The following is a 23,702-nucleotide window of genomic DNA, read 5'->3' on the forward strand; positions in this document are numbered from 1 at the left end:
CTGATTACCCTCGTGCAGTATAATAGTTATATATGAAGTGGCTATAAGTAATCAAGACACTACTAAACCGCAGCCTCAAAAGAATCAGGATAATACGGATAGAATATTTAAATGAACGCTTACAGCATTGTAGTGATTTTGGCTAGTTTACTTGTTTACGCAAGTAAAGTTATACTAAATAAAGTTTTTATATCAAAATCATATGTGTTGTATCTCTTCTATCTTAGTTGGGTTACTAACTAATAAGCGTTCTTCAGGAACTATCTGTTTCACCTCGTCATAACTCTTATCATTAATAATAATATTCTATTTAGAAACGCAGATACCTTAACTGCTTACCATAGAAATATTAAAATAACCAAGCTATTTTGATCATTTATATCACTGAGTAATGTTTTTCACTACGTACGAAGCTTATTCTGAATAACTAAATTCTGCGACATTATTATTAGAAGAAGGCTTGAGCTAACATAGCATATATGATGTAATATTATCACATCATACATATTGTCCTTCTTTACATTAGTTATGAAACTAACATCAATATCTCTATATTATACTGCATCATCATTAAACACCTTATTTACCGCATCTGCAGTACTACGCTGCGGGATTTCCATTATACTATTAGTCTTATTGTGGCTCGGGATTCATTGGGCGGTATCGTTACCATGATTACCCTAAAACAGGCTAAGATTGGCTATGGCCGTATAGCACTTTTCCCACCTTTAAGTGGCCATTTTATTACTGGTTCTCTCACGGCGGTTATTGGCGTGAATGGCGCAGGAAAATCTACATTGCTGAAGACTCTGGCGGGGTTGCAGAAACTCCAAGGTGGTAGTTTGCATTTCAACACTAACGATTTACCACATATTGCCTATTTAGCACAACAAACAGAATTCGATCGTCAATTCCCAATCTTAGTTAGCGATTTAGTCGCCATGGGAAATTGGAAAAAGAATGGTATTTTCGGCGGGTTAAGTAGACATGCATTACAACACATAATCCAAGCCTTAGAGTGTGTAGGTATGACCGCTATGACCAATCGCCCCGTAGGCGAGCTCTCTAGTGGCCAGTTACAACGAGTATTATTTGCACGCCTATTAGTACAGCAAGCCCCATTAATTTTGCTAGACGAACCTTTTTCTGGCATCGATAGAACGACTACTGCACTATTATTGCAGGTGATCAAACAACTGCACCAGAAAGGACGAACTTTGATTACTGTACTACATGATATGTCAATGGTAACTAATCATTTCCCACAGGTACTACTATTAACTCAACAGTACTATAAATGGGGAGATACTCATCAGGTTTTAGAGCATATTCAGACGTTGCATACTACCAATCAACCTGCATGCCAAATAGCGATCGCACCATGACACTAATATCACTATTTTTTGATCCCTTTATGTCCGTTGGCGTTATACGTCGTGCACTTATGGCTTGTCTAGCACTATCGCTTAGTATCACACCACTAGGGGTTTTTTTATTGCTACGACGTATGAGTCTTGTTGGCGATGCACTCTCCCATGCAGTATTGCCTGGTGCGGCGATTGGCTATTTAATTTCCGGTATGTCGTTAGTGGCAATGGGAATTGGTGGATTTATCGCGGGGCTAGCGGTCGCTATGTTATCTGGGTTAGTTAGCCGACGTACACCATTACAGGAAGACGCTAGCTTTGCTGGATTATACCTTGGATCTCTCGCGTTAGGTGTGACGCTAGTATCACTACGCGGTTCCAGCATTGATCTGCTGCATATGTTATTTGGTTCCACTTTATCAGTAGATACTCATGCTATTCTTATGATTGGTACAATAGCTAGTCTTTCATTACTAACATTGTCAATATTATATCGCGCATTCGTTATTGAAGCTTTTGATGCGACGTTCCTACGAGTTAGTTCACCTCATTGGCTAGCGATAATACATGGACTATTTCTAGCACTAGTAGTGCTAAATCTAGTGGCTGGTTTTCAAGTCCTAGGTACTTTGATGTCAGTAGGCCTGATGATTTTGCCAGCGGCTAGTGCACGTTGCTGGACATGTAACTTACAATACATTCTGGTAGTAGCAATGGGGATTAGTATGCTGTCTAGCTTAATTGGACTGGAATGGTCATATTATGCTATAGTGCCTGCTGGTCCAGCGATCATACTGAGCGCTAGCATAATTTTTGTGATTTCAATTTTATTCGGAACATATGGAGGATGCTGCTTCTACGTGCGTCATTAATAGTGATTTTTATAGAAAAGGCATAAATATTCACTTATTACTACTAATAGTCACGACTCTTTTATTTTACTGATTCATAGTAAAAAAGATCTGCTGTGCTGCTAGCAGCTCCATTATCCTAAATAATATTATCAAACAAGTCAACGGAAGCCTTTTAAAAGTTCAGAGGTTATGAGGTACAGCGACAATATATGCTTTTAAAGCTATACCAAAGAACACATTATCATGATAGAATCATGTGATATATGTTTTCAGATAAAGCACATAAGGTAACGTAATCGCTAAATTAACACTGCAAATTATTAAGTCGGTTAACCACTCTGTCTAAAGGGTTGACATATTACAAATATATTATGAACGCTTATAAAAATAATTAGCCATGACAGATTAAATCATATGAAACAATAAAACACAGTACGATTAAAATAGAAAACACGCTATTTATCTCCAAGCTGAGAAGATGTTAATTGATATTTTTAATAAACACGAAGTATTCCCAAAAATCCAAAACAATAAACCAGCAGAAGTGCATCTAACTATTGGTCGTGTTAAGGAAAACCCAGCTACTATTTAATTAGCGCTAAGATCTCCTTACTTTAGCGATAACATAAATCACGTTCTCTTGTTTTTAGTTGTCTAATAAGACTGTAGTTAATTTTTAAAATATAGCGAGCGTGATGCAATAAATTAAGCAAATAAGGATTACTGCCTGTTTTATAAATATATACTAATCCGCAGTGCATTCAAAAAAGCAGTAACAATAAAACAAAATCAGAATTTAAAAGTAGATCTACAGGTACAGTCTAGCATAGACTATCTAGCAACGATCTATATGTAAATATAATTTCCTATTTATATTAAACAGTATGTAGTGAGACTGATTACGCTCAGTGGTATAAAAGGTAAATAGCATATTGCAACTTTATTGTTATAAACTCTATTAAGTCGAAAAAGGACATGATGATTGATCGTATCTTGTGATAATAGTGTTTATATTTTCCAATTTTATAAAAAAGATCTTAGTTATTATATTCTTCTCTTTTACAGAATAACTGTCCTGACTATAAAATATGACATATTATCATACGAATTCTCTTGATGAGAACTATTCTTTTCTGCCAGGAGAAGAGATTGATTCTACCGATTACGCTATAGAAAACTGCTATAATATGAACGGCAGCTGTTTTATTGATATTACTTTAAAATCTCGCTATTAAATTAATACTCTAAATCTATTGTGTTATCCTGTAGTTTGAATGATATAATAATTCTATAGCCCTACCGGTGTTTATAACGAATAAACATTTTTCTGGATTTCTACAAAACGCTATACCGGAAAATCCACTATAAATCTTCTAACTATCTACAGCACTTACCCATTACATGACAAGTCCAGTAATAGTGATTTTACTCCATCCTTTGATTTAAAACGAATAAAGCTCAACACTACAAAACATACCGAATACTTATTCCTCTAGATCTGAAGAATCACATTCTTTCACCAAACCTAACATGTCTTATTCAACCGCGCATTATGCGTAAAAATTTTAGAAATTTTAATATTTTGATCACCGTTGCTTTTTTATATATGCATTAACAATACATAAGTGACTACTTTGTTAATTAGATAATTACTTAAGAAGTAATTTCAATCTCCTGAATTGATAGTCATCAATATAGCACTGTTAGTAATAGAAATACTACCACTAGAATTTTAGACGGTTACTATCGATAAAGTATAACGATTGTACACCGCAACTATAGGGTATATTAAAAATAACACTTAATTCAGATAATACGGATTAGACATGACTGTTCTACATTTATCCACTGTCAAAAATCTCTTACTAATCTAGTATATAAATAGCCTATACTTTTATAATCAAAATTATCTTTAATTTAATTTCTAACTCACCTCCACCTCGTACGTCATTCATATACTGTTCTGGAAATTAATAAATCTTCTCCTTAATATTCAGTAAGAGATATATCAGTATACCTCTCTGACTATTGTATTACTCCATTATGATACGCTTAATATTATAATATGACTAGCATATATGCTGATAAAGCATTTATGATACGTATGGTTATCATGAACCGATGCCATACCAAATTTTCTAATTGCTATCTAATGACGTATCAGCATTCTTCTTTGTCAGATAGATACTATTCACTAATAGTATAGGTTCTTTATTCTAGCCTACCACATTTTCAGCATTTCGAAAATTTATAAAAATATATTGTGTATTTATATAGTATATCTTCGGTATACTCGAGAGTTCTCTGTAACCACTATTATTACGATACAGATATAAAGTATACTAAAATATCAGATATCCTACTATGCATTACTATTTAACAGAAACCCATATAGTTAACGGTAGTTCATTCATTAAACACCTAAAATGTTGCTATTATATTATCTACAGATCAATGACATTAACCCAGGCGTTATTGTAAACCTTACTTAATGATACTCGAGGCATTCACGGACTCTCTTATACAAAAGAGTCTTCTTAAAAAGTAAAGATTTCTAGTAACACGCCTACGTTAAGATCTCAGTCAATTGCATAACAGTGTTCTTACATTATATATTTATTATTGTGATCGCTACAAATATCAGTGTTCAAGTTACTCTCCTCTTCCTATTTCTAGTAGAATATTCAATTTTTATAGTTATGAGATAAATTATACTCATGCGGAAAAGTATTTTAAATGGTTCCTCGTATCACAATAACACCCAATTTCTTACAATCGCAACATGTTAAGTTTATTACACGACTTCCTCGACTATACAAAAAACGTTTGAAAGTTAAACATCGCGATACTCCATACAGAAAACTAGCTGCTTCCGTAACGACAAAATCGTCGCAGTATTGGATACACTAGTTATTTATTTTCCTCAATCTATTCGCTAACTATACACAGCGTAGCAATAAGTCTATAGAATAGACAGCGATAGCTTACAATGATCGCTAGATTTTTATTGTTTCTGCTTGACTAGCAAAATTACACCCTCCGACGAATAAATTGACGAACAATATTCTCAAGGATTCTTTTTTCTTAGGCAAAACTATAGTTCTAATAGACTATCTACAGCGCTCTTATTCGCATAGAATTCCAGTACAGTTTCCATCGGCGCACAAATCTCACGGTAGATGTCACAAAACAAAACGTGCGTTAAAGTAAAATTTTTGATTACCCAATGCTAAATTGTTTACTACATACAGTGTAATGTTTTAAGCTATTTTGTTATGATGGAAAAATTCAAGGTACCTGAATACCAGGATATACAATATTCACCGTCAAATGTGACGTACATCGATTATCAAACTAACCACTTACAGGATATGGAGCATAATGGATATGGACAGCGCAGGATGATTTAGAGGATGTATATGACATATTGATAATGTTTCATGCAACACATATATTAACTTATTTACTCGTGTTTTCTTAATAATCAGAACAAACTGGTTAGAATGAAGAAACCTTGCCTATAAATTTTTATCGTTAAAACAGCCTCTATACTCAGTGTTAATTCCTAATTAATTTGTAATTTTATTACTATTTTTTGAGAATAATATTATGTTAAGTATCAATACAGTTTCGCTCAGCTAGTAGTTAAAATTACAAAATCTATCACATTAGAACACGTGATACACATAACCCTTAAGCTCCTTACAGCCAGCATCGCTTAGTTTTTTAACACTAGACTGCAACAACTGCTATCACAGAGTTGCTCAATGGCAACCTACTAGGTTAAACGCTTTATTCATAAATAAAGCTATGTTAACGAAAAATTCCGGATATAATTAAAAATTCTTCACGCAATTAGCAACGTGCAGATTGTGATTCCTTAGTATTACTTTCCTTAATATCATGCATTAACGAGCATTAGTTTTATTAAAAACGTAGTATCACTAGCTGACTTTTACCTTGAAAAATTAAATAAACTGGCATACATGATGGTATAGGAAGCATAAAATATTCCTTAATGACATGCAAGTCATGTAATGTTTACTCAAAATCAACAAACATCAGAAGCGTTTAATATGGATGAAAGCTCTAAAGTCTTGTGGTAAATTATTCAATTCAACTAGCTTACGCTCAATACCATTGCCTTTCTTTGCAAGTGCAATGCACACTTTATGAGTACGCTATAAATTTGGCTTAAGGAACAAGTATCATCACCAAACGTTTGTTTTCTTTGATCGTAACGAAACCTTTCAATTATCTAAAAGATACCGCGAAATGGCCCGCCTCTCCTTAATTTCTGGCAACATATACCAAAATCTCTGAAATCAATTAATCTAAAAACATCTCCATAACAAACGCATGCAAGGTTTAAAAGTACAAAATTTACTAGACTCTTAATTTGTTATAAGAATTAGACGATAATTTTATTTTTAATATTTATGTTACAAAATTGTAGTAAACAGGTTTATTGTAACGTAAATACCAGTACAGTTTCTGTGCTGGTATTTATATACCTAATACTGTTAAAGGCGTAAGAATTAACGCTTAGAGAATTGTCTACGTCGACGCGCTTTACGTAAGCCTACTTTTTTACGTTCAACCTGACGTGCATCACGAGTAACAAAGCCAGCCCTACGAAGTGAAGGACGAAGAGTGTCGTCATACTCCATCAATGCCCGAGTAATGCCATGACGAATCGCTCCAGCCTGACCAGAAATACCTCCACCTCTAACAGTGATATATAGATCTAGTTTATCGGTCATGTTAACGAGTTTCAGTGGTTGATGTACTACCATACGTGCAGTTTCCCGACCGAAATACTGCTCTAGGCTGCGCTGATTGATAACAATGTTACCACTTCCAGGCTTCATGAACACACGAGCTGAAGAGCTTTTTCGACGACCAGTGCCGTAGTATTGATTTTCAATCATTGCTATTAATCCCAATTAAATATGCAGAACTTGTGGTTGCTGTGCTGCATGCTTATGCTGAGTACCCGCGTAAACTTTTAGTTTACGGAACATAGCGCGACCCAGCGGACCCTTTGGAAGCATGCCTTGAACTGAGCTCTCAATCACACGCTCAGGATGGCGAACAAGCATTTCTGCAAAAGTCGCTTGCTTGATACCACCTATATAACCAGTATACCGGTAATATAGTTTTCCTACACGCTTTTTACCAGTTACAAAAATTTTACTTGCATTTAAAACAATAATGTAATCTCCAGTATCTACGTGCGGAGTATACTCTGCTTTATGCTTACCGCGCAGGCGGCGAGCAAGTTCAGTAGCCAGACGACCTAAAATTTTACCCTCTGCATCAACAACATACCAGTCGTTTTTTATCTTACCTGGTTTAGCTGTAAAAGTTTTCATTAGCAAGCGTACCCATAAATTAGTTACGCGTTAGTAAATACCTAAACGCTTAAAAACAACCTGAGACTCACATGACGTTATCAATCCATCAAACCTATTTCTAAAATAGCTATAGCTAAAACTATAACGTATAAGTTACGGGAAATTTCCTATCATACGGAGCGATAAGATTATATAAAAATTAATCAAAAAGAGCGAGAAATTTTTAAAAAGTTATCTGTACTCTCTAGTATTATGAACTTGCTTTTAAAATGTCGTATTACTTATATCACACCTAAGTAATGCGACACTGCAGCACACAGCTACTTCAAAATATGTTAAATACGCTAAAATATCGAAAAAAACTAAATGTAATCGCTTATTGAAATATGTATGCTAGATTTAGTAGCTCAATACCTACATCTAGATCTACCCCTTCTTATAGATATAGCAGATATTCTGCATAATCAAATTTCAACAATCTCAATATTATAACCGCTTCACTTTAAGTAAAATTTTAAAATTTATAAATTATATATTAATTATTTGTAGTAGTATTTCTTTAAAACATAATAATGTTTCGAATATATACAATGTTTTCATGGATTTATTAAATACATTCAAGCAGCATTAATTACTTAGTTGTAAGATATAGCAGTCTATTCTATAGTAAATAGCACTACTATCTTTCACTGTTATGTAAATTATACACGATAATTACTGAGCTAATCATGTTTTGTGAGTAAGCATTGTATGCTATTCGAATTAACATAATCTCTATTATTTACCCTTTAATATTGATCTCATAAAATTTTTACATAACAAGAATTCATCCTTATGCTTCTCTTACTTGTATTGCATAACGCTATTAATAAAGAAGATAGGCTAGTTTTCTATGCTCCTCGTAAATTTTTGCAATTTCTATATATCTATTACGTTAGCAGACTATTGTAATGTGGTTTTACATAATATAATTAGACAATTTTCGCTCTAACTGCTCAATAAAGTCATGCTTTCGTGCTACAGAGGTATCGAAGAAATCCATTCCTGATTACTTAACTCAACAATAACTTACATAGATAGCTAAATTATCTAGTCAATTTGTTACTAATTTTTTCTAAAATATTACACCAATATAATTATAATTTCCTCGCTACACTCTTCAGCCTATGAGTATATAATATTCGTTAATATGTAAATACAAAGATGCTTCATCCAGGCATTAAGTTTTATTACTCATACTAAATAGTTATCTTTTAGACATAAAAAGAGCTTTATATGATACGATGTCTTCTATGTTCATACCTACAATAAAAGAACTAAAATTTTACTATCTGTCTTTTAATTAGCATGATTTTTATGCTTATAAAGTTTTCACTCTTATTTAAATGAATTATTCTAAGCAAAACTAGTATTACTTTACTATAATTTGCAGATTGTAAAATCATTGGTGTTCTTAGAACAATATACGTTCTTACAACAAGCGAAAGGGTTGAATGCAGATAAGATAAACCATTATTTACTACCACTATAAAAATATTATACTATTACTATACGTATTAAGTATAACGTATATTTAACATTAAAATTATAAAAACTAATGATAAATGATTCAATAGGCTAACAATAGTTATACCTTTATCAACATATGAAATATTTAAATAAACCCTTCTTATCGTTTCGCCAACATAGGTTAAAAACTACTTTAGCATTAGTAATTATGTAGCTAATATTTTTTAGAGTTTCTCTCTATTTCACGTGATTTTCGATAGCAAATCGGAAGTGGTATGCAATTACCTATAAAAATAAGGAAAAATTCACGAGGATTATACTCAGATAAAGTTAAAGAGTATAATAAATCTTATTAAATAAAACATTGCTTCTGAACATATTGACAAATAGGAGTCATTATGACCTGGGAATATACATTAATTGGTTTAGTAGTCGGTATTATTATGAGTACGATAGTGATGCGTTTTCGCTATCGTAAACTACGTCATCAACATGTTTTACAGCGCGACTTGGATAATAAAAAAACCGAGCTAGGCAAATATCACAAAGAACTACTCGATCATTTTGCATACAGCGTTGAGTTTCTCGATAGCATAGCGCAAGATTATCGAAAATTATATCAACATATGGAAAAGCGCTCTAATGGATGGCCAATCGACTTTCCAAACCAAAAACACTCATCTTGCTATCAATTAAGAGAAACTGAAAGCGACAAGAATAAATTGTCGGTAGAAATACCTCGTGACTACTCAGAAGGTTCATCGGATCTGTTATATGGAAAAAAAATTACTTAATGATGATTAACACTCAAATTAGCCACAATTAATTATAAGTTTCATCTGTTACTTAATAGTCTTTTTATTAGAATTACAATAAAATTGCACAATAATTACTGGAAATTCTAGTGTTAGATGTCGCACCGCGATGATGAGCGGCAGTTGTATTATTTAGATGTTATCGGCAAGTATTGAGGGGACTTTTATCAATGAAAAAAAAATCATTAATGTTTAGTGCGTTCGTTATAATTCTTGACATCATACTCAATTCCTTATCGATGGCGAATGCAGCAATACCAATTGTTGTTCAGGGACAAACCATTCCAAGCCTAGCACCTATGCTAGAAAAAGTATTACCTGCTGTAGTCAGTGTACATGTTGAGGGTACGCAAGTGCAGTACCAACAGCAGTTACCTGAACAACTGAAGCACTTTTTTGGCTTTAATTTTCCCGGTCAACAACCTAGTTTTCGTCCATTTGAAGGATTAGGTTCAGGTGTAATTATTAATGCTAACAAAGGCTACGTGTTAACGAATAATCACGTTATCAATAATGCAGATAAAATCCATATACAGCTAAATGACGGACGTGAGATGGACGCTAAATTGGTGGGTCGTGATGAGCAATCCGATATTGCCCTGCTGCAACTTAGCGAAGCAAAAAATTTAACTATAATTAAAATAGCAGACTCTGATCAATTACGAGTCGGAGACTTTGCCGTGGCTATCGGAAACCCATTTGGCTTAGGTCAGACCGCAACTTCTGGAATCATCTCAGCGCTAGGACGTAGTGGTCTTAATTTAGAAGGCTTAGAGAACTTTATCCAAACGGATGCCTCAATAAACCGTGGCAATTCCGGTGGCGCATTAGTCAACCTGAATGGAGAATTAATAGGTATTAATACTGCTATTTTAGCACCGAGTGGTGGAAATATCGGTATTGGCTTTGCTATTCCAAGTAACATGGTACAAAACCTTAGCCAACAATTAATAACATTTGGTCAAGTAAAACGTGGTATTTTAGGTATTAAAGGTAACGAAATGACACCTGATATTGCTGCTGCCTTTAATACTGCTGCACAACGTGGTGCCTTTGTTAGTGAAGTACTACCAAAATCTGCTGCTGCTAAGGCCGGCATTAAAGCTGGCGATATACTTATTGCCATTGACGGTAAATTAATTAATAGTTTTGCTGAATTACGCGCTAAAGTCGGCACAACTGCACCTGGAAAAAAAATAAGAATTGGCCTACTACGAGATGGAAAATCGCAGGAAATTCTAGTCACTCTAGATAATAGCGACAGCTCTTCAACAAATGCTGGCACACTTTCACCGGTACTATTAGGTGTTTCTCTAAAAAACAGTACATTACCGAGCGGCGAGCATGGCATCAGGGTAGAGAGCGTCGAGCAAGATTCAATAGCGGCGCGAATCGGCCTAAAAAAAGGCGACGTAATTATTGGTGTTAACCGTGAGCGTATAGAAGATATTCTTATGCTGCGTAAGATTCTAGAGACCAAGCCATTAATTATAGCGCTCAATATTATACGAGGTAAAGAACACATTTATTTACTACTGCGTTAATATCTTAAAGAGGTTAATAACACATAGAACGCTATTCACTCCTATATAATACTGTGAATATTATCATTAACTCTTATGCTACAAGCTATTGTGCCATATCATAATTCGTCTTTTATGTTAGTGTTTTGGTTACGTTGTCTATGCTAAATTCTTTCTTTCATAATTTAAATACAGAAAGTCTTAAGAACATTGGCAACGTAAGACCAGTAATCCAGAGAGACAACTCATGTGTAAGCGTACGCAAAAATCAATATTTACAATCATCACTTACACAGCATAATAGATGACATGCTGTCTTAGACTCAATTTTATGGTGATCACATACAAATATTTCATCACTCATGATTAATAAATAACAGGAGAAATAAATTGATTTACTAAAAGTTTTGTAGACGCCAAGACATATAAGAGATCTCGTACATTCAATACATATATTAATTGACGATAATACCTGAATTTACAACAAAACATCAAGCATTCGATGTTACAACACTTCAGCTACACTATGTCGAGCACAAATGACTACTAAAATAGTAGTAACTTATTCGAAATCACTAAGTTATATATGGTGAAAAGTAGACAGTAAAATAATAATTTTATACCATATGTTTAATTGAGGGTACGAAATTTTCATAAAATATTATTATCACTTATAATACTTTAGATAGCTTAAAAGTAAGAGTGATTTTAATCCAAAAATATTTTTATCAATTTAAACACGCAGGCTGTAGACTTGACAGTAAAAATAACAGATTAAATCAAATAGATTAAAAGTATTACTGCAATTCCTGTTGAAGTATTTTTTGAATGCAGGATGTCTACCTAATCATCAGATGGACATGCATCGTAAACTAGTCAATCAAGCATTAAATAAAATTATTATTAATCTAATATGATAATTTTTTGATAAATTTTAGAAAATACTATAGAGACAGTACTTTATTTTTACTCAATATTTCAGTATATAATAAATTAGCAGTTATTTCGTTGATTCTTATATATTATATTCTATATATTTATTATATTTAAACTCAGTCTGTATAAAACTAGGACACAAAAGTTTAGATTTATTACTATAATTTAGATTCTAATAAGTGTGCTGTACAGCAATCACCTCAAACAAGCACAACATATACTATTGATATTGTTGGTAACATTATGCGGATTATATTACAAGGTAATATTTACAATATTAAGCATATGATTCTGAAAGTTGTGATACTTATCACCTCAATGATAGTTATCAATCTGCAATATTTCTATTCAATATATTTTCAGTTATTTTAAACATCTTAATTTTTCCGAATAGCTCTCCGCCCGCTTATCTACTTCATTCTGAATGTAAACTATACTAATACACTAAATTAATTGTTTTAAAAACCGTATTTCTTTAAAACGCTATAACAGGTAATGCTTACAGCATTAACCTTTGAACGTAGATTGCAAAAAAAGAAAACTTTTCTTAATCAATATTATATTCATGGAGCGAAAGCTCGAGCACTCTGGTATAAACACTAACCAAATAACTATAAAAATCTTTAGGACAGAATCACATACGAAATGAGTAGTTAATAACTTTCAGGCACACCGCTTTATTATCTAGTTATACTATCTTTTTAAAATTCATTATAAGCACTACTATCAAGTATACAATCCAAGAAATCAGATACATTCTAAAAACTTAATTCAACGTACCCTAGTAACAAACCCAAATGCACCCTAGTAGCGAATTTACAAGTACTCAGTAAATCATATTGATGATAAATTATGCTTATAGGCAAGAAGTAACTGCTAACTATCTGATTTTTTTATAAAATATCTATTAATTACTAGATACTAAATGAGTTATAAAAAATTCTCACTCTATCAATAGAGTATGTAAATAGGTACAATGCAGCGCTTAATAAGATACAGATATATAAATTTGTATAAAGACAAAAAATATTAACAACGAGATTAGAAGTTCTTATTACCTGCAGATGCTTCAGAACTCACTTATATGAGATACTAATTGCCCTTCTTCTGACAATAGCCATTTATAGCACAGAGGAATTTTATTATTCTTTTATCGATAATAATTAATATACATTGTTATAATCTTAGGAATTGCGTGTCACAATTCTTTCTTGATGATTATAAAAATAATAATAAGAATTAGTAAAATATTTCATGAAATTCAGAGTAACTCTCTGACACTAAAGGCAATCACTTTATATGCATTCATGGCATACAAACGATAATTTATAAGCCTTTAATCACTTCAGATATGGGTAAATATCTCAAATAGGTGGAGGCCCTGTTTGCCACATCCTGGCACATACGTTACTTGCTGCGGCTGCTTCCTTCCGAATCTGACCGAGTCCACAAGTTAGTATTGCAGGAGAACTAATAAGGCCCCCATTAATAGATTTTTGTATTAAATTACCATGATCATGAATAATAGTACTTATATAGCCAGTTTATTAGAACTGATGCCTAGTGTTTACTTTGATCCTTTAGAATATAATCGATAAATAATATTTTATATGCATAAAATGTATACACTCTATCTATACTGATTTTTTTCAAAACACGATCTATATCTTACTCACCATGTTATAGTGAGATCACTCTACTGATAATAAAGCACTCCAATCTGATAACACCACTGAAGATAAAATGTCAAATCAGTGATATATTACAGTATATGCTAGAAGGTGTATCCGTGATGCTCATATTTGATATTTAGTTGACATCAATAAATCTGATAGTATATGACGTTATTTTAAAAAGCGAATATTTCTTAAAGAAATAAAATTATTCTAGTTCTTACAGTGTTATAGCCGTCTAGATATGCGAATACACAGAAAATAATATTTATCTCTATATAGTATCATTATTAATGTGCCATTTATATTTTTAATTTTCAAAGATTAGGAACGTAACGAATCATTACTAGTATATATTAATAAGTAAAGAGTTTTTAAAACACACCAATGCATGTATCACTCCAAATACAATATTTATAGCATTATTACAGTCGAGTCATTAACGACTTTACTTAATTCATTGTCAAGCAGTCCTTTTATTTTATCTTAATTAAGATTTTATCTTATTTTAAGAACATCTAATGATTTTATAGCATATCAATAAATAGCGTATTTTACAAAACTATACCGTGCTAAATCACGAGAATCCAACAGTTGTGAATGCTATTTTATTTAGATAGTACTAAATATGTTCATTGAACATTTCTCGTTGCTATTGTTTGATTATATTATACGTATCTTTATACTAAGACGCCATAGTACAAGAAAATGTATTTGTTACTAAAGATTTATATAGTTGATATAAAATATATTACATAGACACAGCACTTATTTTACACCTTAATAAAACTCAAACACTTTTACAGCTGCGAAAAATCTAATAAAGTCTATACCATATACTCTGATGTAGGGAAATCTCGCACTACCGGTATATATGCCCTTCACTTATTTCTCTCGACAGCAGTAGGATGCTTATCCTACACGTAGTTTTAATTGTGTGTGCATAAATTCAAAATAAGCATATTCAGTTTGATAAGGTATACGTTATTTTTAGAATTCTATATAACTAATCTAGTATCTAGTGATTACTAGATACTTCATAAGAAAATTATATAGTTAGTAACTACTTTACATCTATAGGCACAATTTTATTATCAATGTACTCCACTGAGTACTAGCAAATCAGCTACTAAAATGCGTTGGGCTTGTTGCGAAAGTTATAGGGCAAAGCATTCACGATCCTCCTGCGCATTCATTAGACTATACATAACCGCATTCTATTCGATATCTTTCTATAAATTTTATAGTGATCAAAATATTCATCAAATCTAACAACATAAACATGTAAATTTTTTAAGAATTATATCCTTTATTAAATATCTTCAATCTGATGGTGCATCGTTTTTTACTGTATCTTCTTAAGCAATGCATGGTTACTCGAACAATGTTAATGCATATGATTTCAAAGTAAAGTGTTTGATTTAATAACTAATATCAAACCACCCAACACACATTAATTTAGCTATATCTTTTATAAAACTTACATTCCGTAGCGATAAGTTAAGCTATTTCTATATTTAAACAGGCTAGTTAATACTTTAATGCTTGCAGTATCTCTAAAATTATCAGGTTAGGATTATATCAAAAACACAAAAGATAATATTACTGTAAAGCAGTATATCCTTTATATTACAAGAACAGTGGATTTTTGCTTCAAGTTTATTTTGATGACTCTACTTATTATAGTTATTCAACTGTAACTGATTTGGCTAAATTACGCGGCTGATCAACATCAGTACCTTTGATTAAAGCCACATAATACGACAATAATTGCAATGGCACAGTATAGAATATTGGTGCGACTATTTCTTCAATATACGGTAAAGGAACAATTACCATTCCTTTGCTGCTGGAAAATCCAGCATCTTCATCAGTAAATACATATAACTGACCTCCACGTGTACGCACTTCCTCAATATTGGATTTTAACTTTTCTAACAGCCCATCATTCGGTGCTATTACAACGACTGGCATATTGAAATCGATCAAAGCTAATGGGCCATGCTTTAATTCACCTGCTGCATAGGCTTCAGCATGGATGTAAGAAAGTTCCTTTAATTTTAACGCTCCTTCCATAGCCACTGGGTACTGATTACCACGTCCCAGGAATAATGCATGCTGTTTATCAGAAAAACCTTCCGCTAACGCTGCAATATTTTTATCCATTAACAGTATACGCTCAATCCGAGCAGGTAATGCTTGCAAAGCGTATACAATATTATGTTCTATGCTTTTTTTCATTCCCTTCAGGCGACCCAAATACACTATAAGCATTAATAATACAGCTAACTGAGTCGTAAAAGTTTTAGTAGAAGCTACGCCAATTTCAGTGCCAGCCTTAGTCATTAAGGCCATATCGGATTCACGCACTAAAGAAGATCCTGTGACATTGCATACCGCTAAGGAACCCAGATAACCGAGATCTTTAGATAATCTTAACGCCGCTAGCGTATCAGCGGTTTCTCCAGACTGTGACAGTGTAATAATTAAGCTTCTTTGTCTTACTACAGATTTTCGGTAACGGAATTCAGACGCAATCTCAACATCACAAGGTATAGCTGCGAGTGCTTCAAACCAATAACGTGCTACCATTCCAGCGTGATAAGCAGTACCACAAGCAATAACCTGCACATGTTGGATTTTCATTAATAATGTATGCGAATACGCATTAAGCTCACTGAGATTAATTTTGTTGTGATTTATACGCCCTTCTAAAGTATTTTTCAATGCTTGCGGTTGTTCATAAATCTCTTTCTGCATATAGTGACGATATCCGCCTTTATCACCAGCGTCATACTGCACCTTAGACTCTATTTCAGGACGTTTAGCGATATTACCCTGTTTATCGCAAATCTTGACAGTGCGACGAGTTATCTCAACTACATCACCTTCGTCTAAGAAAATAAAGCGACGTGTCACTGGTAATAGAGCTAACTGATCGGAAGCAATAAAATTTTCACCAACACCGACGCCAATTACTAATGGACTACCGGAACGCGCGCCTACTAGCACATCTGGATCTCGAGTGTCCATTATAACAGTACCATAGGCACCATACAATTGTGGAATTACTCGTTGCATTACCTCTATCAGTTTACCGCCGCTTTGTTTGTGCTCCCAGTGCACTAAATGAGCAATCACTTCAGTATCAGTATCAGAACTAAAATGATAATCACGTGCAATGAGTAATTTTCTTAAAGGTTGATAATTTTCAATAATACCATTATGTACTATAGTAATATGACTAGAAAAATGCGGATGCGCATTCGCTGTAGTCGGGGCACCATGTGTTGCCCAACGCGTATGAGCAATACCAGTCCCGCCGTGCAATTTATTGTTTTTTACAGCCTCCTCTAATTCTTTTACTTTTCCTACACGACGTAGACGACTTACTGTACCGACTTTATCTACTACGACTAAACCAGCAGAATCATAACCACGATATTCAAGACGGCGTAACCCTTCCAACAAAATTTCAGAAACCTCTCGTTGTGCTACTGCGCCTACAATTCCACACATCAGTAATACTCTCCTACTGCAACATTCTTACAGACATCTTTATATTATCCTTATCTGCCTTTTCAGTGTTCATTGCGAATCTGTACATCTTAAAAATTAAAATAGTATATATATTATGTGATATGTATCGTGTTACCACAATACTCATTCTATTTATATTCAATGATACTTCACGTGACCTGTAAGTTAGCGGTATTGTGCTTGCCTAATCACTTACTAATATAGAGTGATATCACTAGAATAAGTAAAATTATCTTTTAAGTTAAGTTTATTATAAAACATACATATCATTCCGATTGATGCTGAATTACTCTATTGCTAGATTGCTGCATTCTTGACACTCATATTATTTAGAATGTTTTTTTTTAAAAGAACGATCCCAACCTTGAACATTTTTTTGCTTAACCCGACTTATCGCTAGTTCATGCTCAGAAACATTATGAGTGACCGTAGTTCCAGCAGCAATTGTAGAACCCTTACCAATAGAAACCGGCGCCACAAGTTGGCTATTAGAACCAACAAATACATCATCACCAATAATAGTTGTATGCTTATTAATACCATTATAATTACAAGTGATCGTTCCTGCACCAATATTTACCCTATCACCAATTTCAGCATTACCCAAATAGCTTAAATGGCTTGCTTTTGAACTTTTGCCGAGGTGTACTGTTTTCATTTCTACAAAATTACCAACATGAGCACCAGCGGCGAGTTGTGTATTGGGACGTAGGCGAGCAAACGGACCTACAGTGCACTGAGTGTCTAATACTGTGTCTTCTAGAAGACTATATGGGTTAATCTTACAATCATCACCAATCTCGCAGTTTTTTAATATACAGCCAATGCCAATTTTTACACGATTACCTAGTTTAACTGTGCCTGAAATTATTACGTTAGCATCAATAAATATATCACGACCATAAATAAGTGTGCCACATAAATCAAAACGCGCAGGATCTTGTAACATAACACCCGCTAATAATAACTGTTCGGATTGTTTGAGCTGAACAACTCTCTCAAGTGCTGCTAACTGCGAGAAATTATTTACACCGCTAACTTCGCTTGGGTTTGATGGATGTATTGCTTCTATTTTTTTTCCTTCTGCATGAGCTAGCGCAATTATATCTGTAATATAAAATTCACCCTGTGCATTATCGTTATTCAGCATATTTAACCATCGTTTAAGGTCACGACCGTTAGCCACGAAAATACCGGTGTTTATTTCATTGATCTGACATTGCATGCCTCTGGCGTCTTCATGCTCAACGATACCAATTAACTTACCGTTCTTACGCAAAATACGCCCATAGCCGCTTGGGTCGTCTAATTTTACCGTTAATAAACTGATACCACCGTGCGGCTTAGAGACTAACAGGCGAGCAAGTGTCTCTATGGAGATGAGCGGTACATCTCCACATAACACCAATATATCTTCATTATCATAAAAATATTTCGCAGCCTGCTGCATAGCGTGGCCAGTACCTAATTGTTCAATCTGCAAAACCCAATTTACTTTGTTTTTAAATAAAGTACGCTTTAGAAAATCGCCACCATAGCCATACACAAGATGCACGTTTTTTGCATCTAACTTCATTGCAGTATCAATGACATACTGTACTATTGGCTTACCCGCCAATAAATGTAATACCTTCGGAAGATTAGAAGACATACGTGATCCCTTGCCTGCAGCTAGAATTACGATGCTTATTGCACTTTTTAACATAAGTAACCTGATCACTTTAATATTATAAACACAATCAAAAATCGTTAAACGACAAGATTGCTATATATTTTAGAAAAATTATGGCAGGACATTACAATTAGCAATCTCAGTATTTTCAGTGTTACTCTAATCTTCAAGTCTCATATACCCACCATACTTCTAGATTTACAGAAGTCGGTAATGGAGAAATACATTAATCTGAAAATAGTTTAAATGTCATGCTTACTAGTCTGCACTATAAATAACCTAAGCGTACGTTTTTTAAACACTGCATGTTATGCAAGTAAGCAAGGCAAGTAGACATAACCACTATAATGAATATCATACAGGCTGCATAAAGATACTGAAATGTTTTAAAATGTAGTCGAACATCCCGAAAAGTATCAAAAATTATGCTGATAAATTTTGTAGAATTTTAAATACACTACAGTCTAAACGTTTTCATACAACCAGTATGAGCTTCTGTATTACACGTGAGACAGTTTAATTAATGTTAAACTAGTACAAAACGCATAAGAAATCGCTTAACGTTATATAATATAAGCTATTTTAGCTGTGAACCGTTAGGTAAATAACTTGTTTTTTGAGCACTAAACAAAACTTCATTAAACTTTTCAAACATTCTATATAGAATGAATTGCACAAGATCAATAAGCAGATAAAGACCTGTATATTGCAATGTTTTAACCTTGACTACGTCATAATATAGGCTAATAATCCTTATACAGTAAAGTGACTGAAAGATCAAAGAATATTAGCGTATCAATTATCAAATAGTACTTTTCAGGGTATTTATTAGATACCTAAAATCATAAGATATTCAGCTACTAAACTTGATGATATATAGTATCAACAATGTAGGTAACCTGAGATCTATAAAGCTATTCTTTTCAGATAAAATGTTTAATAAAATAGAAACGGCTTTACAGATCAACAAGAGTGTTAAACACTACAGAATTAGCATATAATAAAACATGCACTCATAAGGAACCCACTAAAATTATAACTGGAAAGCACTGCTATTTAAAAGAACCACAGAGAATTAGTATGCATAGATAGTTTATAAAACATAACTACGCGTAATAAATTTTTATTTTATATAAAAAGTTAAAATTACTTAAATTATAATCAATAATAAAAACTACACTAAAAATATCGAACCTTTTATCCCTTCAACCATTATATTAAAACGGTAATTTTTGATTATCTGCTACACAAGCAACACTAATCTTTAATCTATTCAACACCATGAGTTTTTGAAGTATTGAAAATATGTCAGCATCATCAATTACAACACGTTGTAACATATATCTATAACGAGAACAATACTGTTTCTATAAGATCACTCTACTTATAATAAAAAAATCTACACTTCTTAAAAAGAAAAACAAACACTTCTCCAGCATAGATGTTACAAGAAAAATGTAATTGTATAAAATCTATTCTTCTAGTTTTCAAGATTAAGATCTTTTGAATAATGATTCATCTTCTATACTACTTCATTAGACTGCTACACAGAGTTATATTTAAATACACCGACGCGTTAGTCCGTCGCTTCTATAACAAAGAAGCGTTTAAATAAGTATATAAACTTCGAATACGCTACAGGTTTATTGAGTATCCGAAACAATATCATACTCATTGCAAGTATGACATTAAATTAGTTGATACGGAGTAAGCTGACTACTAAGCACACTAGGTATCACGAAACAGCTATACAAAATCGAGCACGGCTATAAAATTATTTAATTTACTCAATCAATATTGCTGAACGCATAAGCGATGTTCATGTAAAACCTACTGAATATTTCACGAGTTATACCAGGTGTAAAGAACTTTTCCTCTTTATAAACAATGTTTATTAATAATCATTACTCACATAAAGTAGGGTATTTAAAAAAATAAACGTCTAGAAGATAGAAGATAAAGCAAGCATTCTAATATATTTAATATGTTGAAGGTATTCTAAATACCTATATAATACAACTACCTCTGCAATATGCTAGTATTAGATAACACAGTAAAATATCATTTATTTTTTCTCTTAATTAAATATAGTGATTTTACAAAAAGCTTGATATTTTTCTTTTTAAATAATATGATTGCTATCTAGAATAAGCGACAATTAGACAACCATGAACACACACAGTCAGACACTGCCACGTCAGTGCAAAAAATACATCGGAAGTCAATGTGTCATTATTAATCGATGTTCAAAAAATTTAATCAGAAACTAGCACACAGAATAAATACTAACATCTAGAGTTTAATAAACTTACTATCAGTTTATTACTATTAAAAATGTTTCTGCATCATATATACATATGATATATATTTTCTCAGTAACTTCATTACTAACTAGTTGATACGTTAGATTAGATAGATCTGATGTTCTAAGCCCAGTCTATGGTTTAGTATGCCTGTTACGCAACCCGGAACAGTATTGATTGATTGTTCAATTACATTCACTTATAATGCAGACGTGAACATAAACACTACTACAACAGTAGTATCACCTATTTATTTTAAATGACACAATTAATCGGTTACATGCTGCCTTAAGTGGCAACACATGTTATGAACCTAAACGTTGCATTGCTTTTTTAGTTAAGTCAATAACACGCAATTTTGCAAGTGCTTTTACTAACTCATAATATGCTTGAGCATCGTATACATCACGATGATGATTGCAAATTTGTTCTTCAGCTTTATACTTAGCCTCTAGCGCTCTAGCTTCATCAAGATCACTACCACGAATAGCCGTATCAGCTAACACGGTAACCACCGTTGGTTGTACTTCAAGAATAGCACCGGATAGATAAATAAATTCTTCTTTATCCTGTAGTTTAACAAAATGTACCATACCAGGCTTAATAGTAGTTAGTAACGCTGAATGTCCAGGAAAGATCCCTAATTCACCTTCGCTACCTGTTACTTGAATTTTTTTTACTAAACCGGAAAATATTTGTTGTTCTACGCTAACAACTTTTAAATAGTAAGTCATCGACATATGCCCCATATGCCCCTCCCTGTTCAGGCATTATAATTGCTTGGCTTTTTCTATTACTTCTGCAATTGTACCGACCATATAGAATGCCTGTTCTGGTAAATAATCGTAATCACCACTTATGATACCTTTAAAACCTTGAATAGTATCTTTCAAGGATACAAATTTTCCTGGATAACTTGTAAACACCTCTGCCACAAAAAACGGCTGAGATAGAAATCGCTGGATTTTACGTGCACGGGATACTATCAGTTTATCTTCTTCAGATAGCTCATCCATACCCAATATAGCAATAATATCCTTCAATTCTTTATAACGTTGAAAAATAGACTGTACACCTCTTGCTACATCGTAGTGCTCTTGACCAACAAGCAAAGGGTCTAGTTGACGGCTAGTAGAACTTAAAGGATCAACGGCTGGGTAGATACCTAGCGCAGCAACATCACGACTTAGCACAACAGTTGCATCCAAGTGCGCAAAAGTCGTAGCTGGTGATGGATCTGTCAAATCATCTGCAGGGACATAAACAGCTTGTACAGAAGTAATAGAACCAGTTGTAGTAGAGGTAATGCGCTCTTGCAGAACCCCCATTTCCTCTGCTAACGTTGGCTGATAACCTACCGCTGATGGCATGCGCCCAAGTAACGCTGACACTTCAGTACCAGCTAAGGTATAACGATAAATATTATCAATAAACAGTAACACATCACGACCTTCATCACGGAATTTTTCGGCTATAGTCAATCCAGTCAGCGCTACACGTAGGCGATTACCAGGTGGCTCGTTCATCTGGCCATAAACTAGCGATACCTTGTCCAAAACCTTCGAAGTTTTCATTTCGTGGTATAAATCATTACCTTCACGCGTGCGCTCGCCTACGCCTACAAATACGGAGTAACCAGAATGTTCAATTGCAATATTACGGATTAACTCCATCATATTTACAGTTTTACCTACACCGGCGCCACCAAATAAACCAACTTTACCGCCTTTAGCAAAAGGACAAATCAAGTCCATCACTTTAATACCAGTCTCTAATAACTCCTGAGAACTAGAGATTTCTTCGTAACTTGGCGGTAGACGATGAATTGCCCAGCGCTCTTTTTCATTAATCTTGCCTTTCATGTCAATAGGCTCACCTAGTACATTCATAATACGGCCCAAGGTTACTTTGCCTACTGGCACCTCAATCGGATGTTCTAAATTATTTACTGTTAAGCCACGCCGAAGACCGTCAGACGCCCCCATTACAATACAGCGCACTACACCACCACCTAACTGCTGCTGCACTTCTAGTATCCGTTTTTCAGCACTATTCTCAACCTCAAGAGCATTGTATATTTTTGGTACGGCATCCCGAGCGAACTCAACATCCACTATGGCACCAATTACCTGGATAATCTTTCCAGTAATCAT

10 protein-coding genes and 1 other RNA gene are annotated in these 23,702 nt (G+C 33.6%); 4 read left to right on the plus strand and 7 right to left on the minus strand.

Annotated features, from left to right (window positions below; translation table 11 throughout):
* Positions 1–671: 671 nt before the first annotated feature.
* Both GIY03_RS03135 and GIY03_RS03140 read left to right on the plus strand, forming a co-directional pair.
* Positions 672–1,385, plus strand: coding sequence for a metal ABC transporter ATP-binding protein (locus GIY03_RS03135; RefSeq protein WP_457913987.1), 714 nt, complete (start codon positions 672–674; stop codon positions 1,383–1,385).
* Complete coding sequence (locus tag GIY03_RS03140; protein ID WP_457913988.1) at positions 1,382–2,239, plus strand: metal ABC transporter permease; 858 nt, start codon at positions 1,382–1,384, stop codon at positions 2,237–2,239. The genes GIY03_RS03135 and GIY03_RS03140 overlap by 4 nt, the downstream gene beginning before the upstream one ends.
* Before the next feature lie 4,520 nt (positions 2,240–6,759).
* On the opposite strand, the gene rpsI is transcribed toward GIY03_RS03140, so the two are convergent.
* Positions 6,760–7,152, minus strand: coding sequence for a 30S ribosomal protein S9 (rpsI, locus tag GIY03_RS03145; protein ID WP_457913665.1), 393 nt, complete (start codon positions 7,150–7,152; stop codon positions 6,760–6,762).
* A gap of 15 nt (positions 7,153–7,167) precedes the next feature.
* A complete protein-coding gene (rplM, locus tag GIY03_RS03150) occupies positions 7,168–7,596 on the minus strand; it encodes a 50S ribosomal protein L13 (RefSeq protein ID WP_457913666.1) in 429 nt (142 codons plus the stop codon).
* A gap of 1,889 nt (positions 7,597–9,485) precedes the next feature.
* Between rplM and GIY03_RS03155 the strand changes: the two genes are divergently transcribed.
* Positions 9,486–9,881, plus strand: a complete 396-nt coding sequence (locus tag GIY03_RS03155; protein WP_457913667.1) for a ZapG family protein — start codon at positions 9,486–9,488, stop codon at positions 9,879–9,881.
* 191 nt (positions 9,882–10,072) lie between these two features.
* On the plus strand, positions 10,073–11,446 hold the full coding sequence (gene degQ / locus GIY03_RS03160) for a serine endoprotease DegQ (RefSeq protein WP_457913668.1): 1,374 nt from the start codon (positions 10,073–10,075) through the stop codon (positions 11,444–11,446).
* Positions 11,447–13,740: 2,294 nt separating this feature from the next.
* Here the strand turns inward: degQ and ffs are convergent.
* The 5 genes from ffs to atpD all read right to left on the minus strand — a co-directional run bounded on the left by ffs (position 13,741) and on the right by atpD (position 23,702).
* Positions 13,741–13,837, minus strand: an RNA gene (gene ffs, locus GIY03_RS03165) — signal recognition particle sRNA small type.
* A 1,883-nt stretch (positions 13,838–15,720) separates the two neighbouring features.
* Positions 15,721–17,553, minus strand: coding sequence for a glutamine--fructose-6-phosphate transaminase (isomerizing) (glmS, locus tag GIY03_RS03170; RefSeq protein ID WP_457913669.1), 1,833 nt, complete (start codon positions 17,551–17,553; stop codon positions 15,721–15,723).
* Positions 17,554–17,899: 346 nt separating this feature from the next.
* Entirely contained in the window at positions 17,900–19,279 is a 1,380-nt protein-coding gene (glmU, locus tag GIY03_RS03175; protein ID WP_457913670.1) for a bifunctional UDP-N-acetylglucosamine diphosphorylase/glucosamine-1-phosphate N-acetyltransferase GlmU, read from the minus strand.
* 2,575 nt (positions 19,280–21,854) lie between these two features.
* Positions 21,855–22,289 (minus strand): F0F1 ATP synthase subunit epsilon, encoded by a 435-nt coding sequence (locus GIY03_RS03180; RefSeq protein ID WP_457913989.1) that lies wholly within the window; start codon positions 22,287–22,289, stop codon positions 21,855–21,857.
* 30 nt (positions 22,290–22,319) lie between these two features.
* Positions 22,320–23,702 carry a F0F1 ATP synthase subunit beta gene (gene atpD / locus GIY03_RS03185; RefSeq protein ID WP_457913671.1) on the minus strand — a complete coding sequence of 461 codons (1,383 nt, stop codon included), beginning with the start codon at positions 23,700–23,702 and terminating at the stop codon, positions 22,320–22,322.

Origin of the sequence: Candidatus Gillettellia adelgis, from assembly GCA_020541285.1 — a bacterium.
Classification (GTDB): Bacteria; Pseudomonadota; Gammaproteobacteria; order Enterobacterales; family Enterobacteriaceae; genus Gillettellia; species Gillettellia adelgis.

Coding starts and splice junctions, on each gene's coding strand:
- GIY03_RS03135 (WP_457913987.1), top strand. CDS start 672: ATGATTACCCTAAAACAGGCTAAGATTGGCTATGGCCGTATAGCACTT.
- GIY03_RS03140 (WP_457913988.1), top strand. CDS start 1,382: ATGACACTAATATCACTATTTTTTGATCCCTTTATGTCCGTTGGCGTT.
- rpsI (WP_457913665.1), bottom strand. CDS start 7,152: ATGATTGAAAATCAATACTACGGCACTGGTCGTCGAAAAAGCTCTTCA.
- rplM (WP_457913666.1), bottom strand. CDS start 7,596: ATGAAAACTTTTACAGCTAAACCAGGTAAGATAAAAAACGACTGGTAT.
- GIY03_RS03155 (WP_457913667.1), top strand. CDS start 9,486: ATGACCTGGGAATATACATTAATTGGTTTAGTAGTCGGTATTATTATG.
- degQ (WP_457913668.1), top strand. CDS start 10,073: ATGAAAAAAAAATCATTAATGTTTAGTGCGTTCGTTATAATTCTTGAC.
- glmS (WP_457913669.1), bottom strand. CDS start 17,553: ATGTGTGGAATTGTAGGCGCAGTAGCACAACGAGAGGTTTCTGAAATT.
- glmU (WP_457913670.1), bottom strand. CDS start 19,279: ATGTTAAAAAGTGCAATAAGCATCGTAATTCTAGCTGCAGGCAAGGGA.
- GIY03_RS03180 (WP_457913989.1), bottom strand. CDS start 22,289: ATGTCGATGACTTACTATTTAAAAGTTGTTAGCGTAGAACAACAAATA.
- atpD (WP_457913671.1), bottom strand. CDS start 23,702: ATGATTACTGGAAAGATTATCCAGGTAATTGGTGCCATAGTGGATGTT.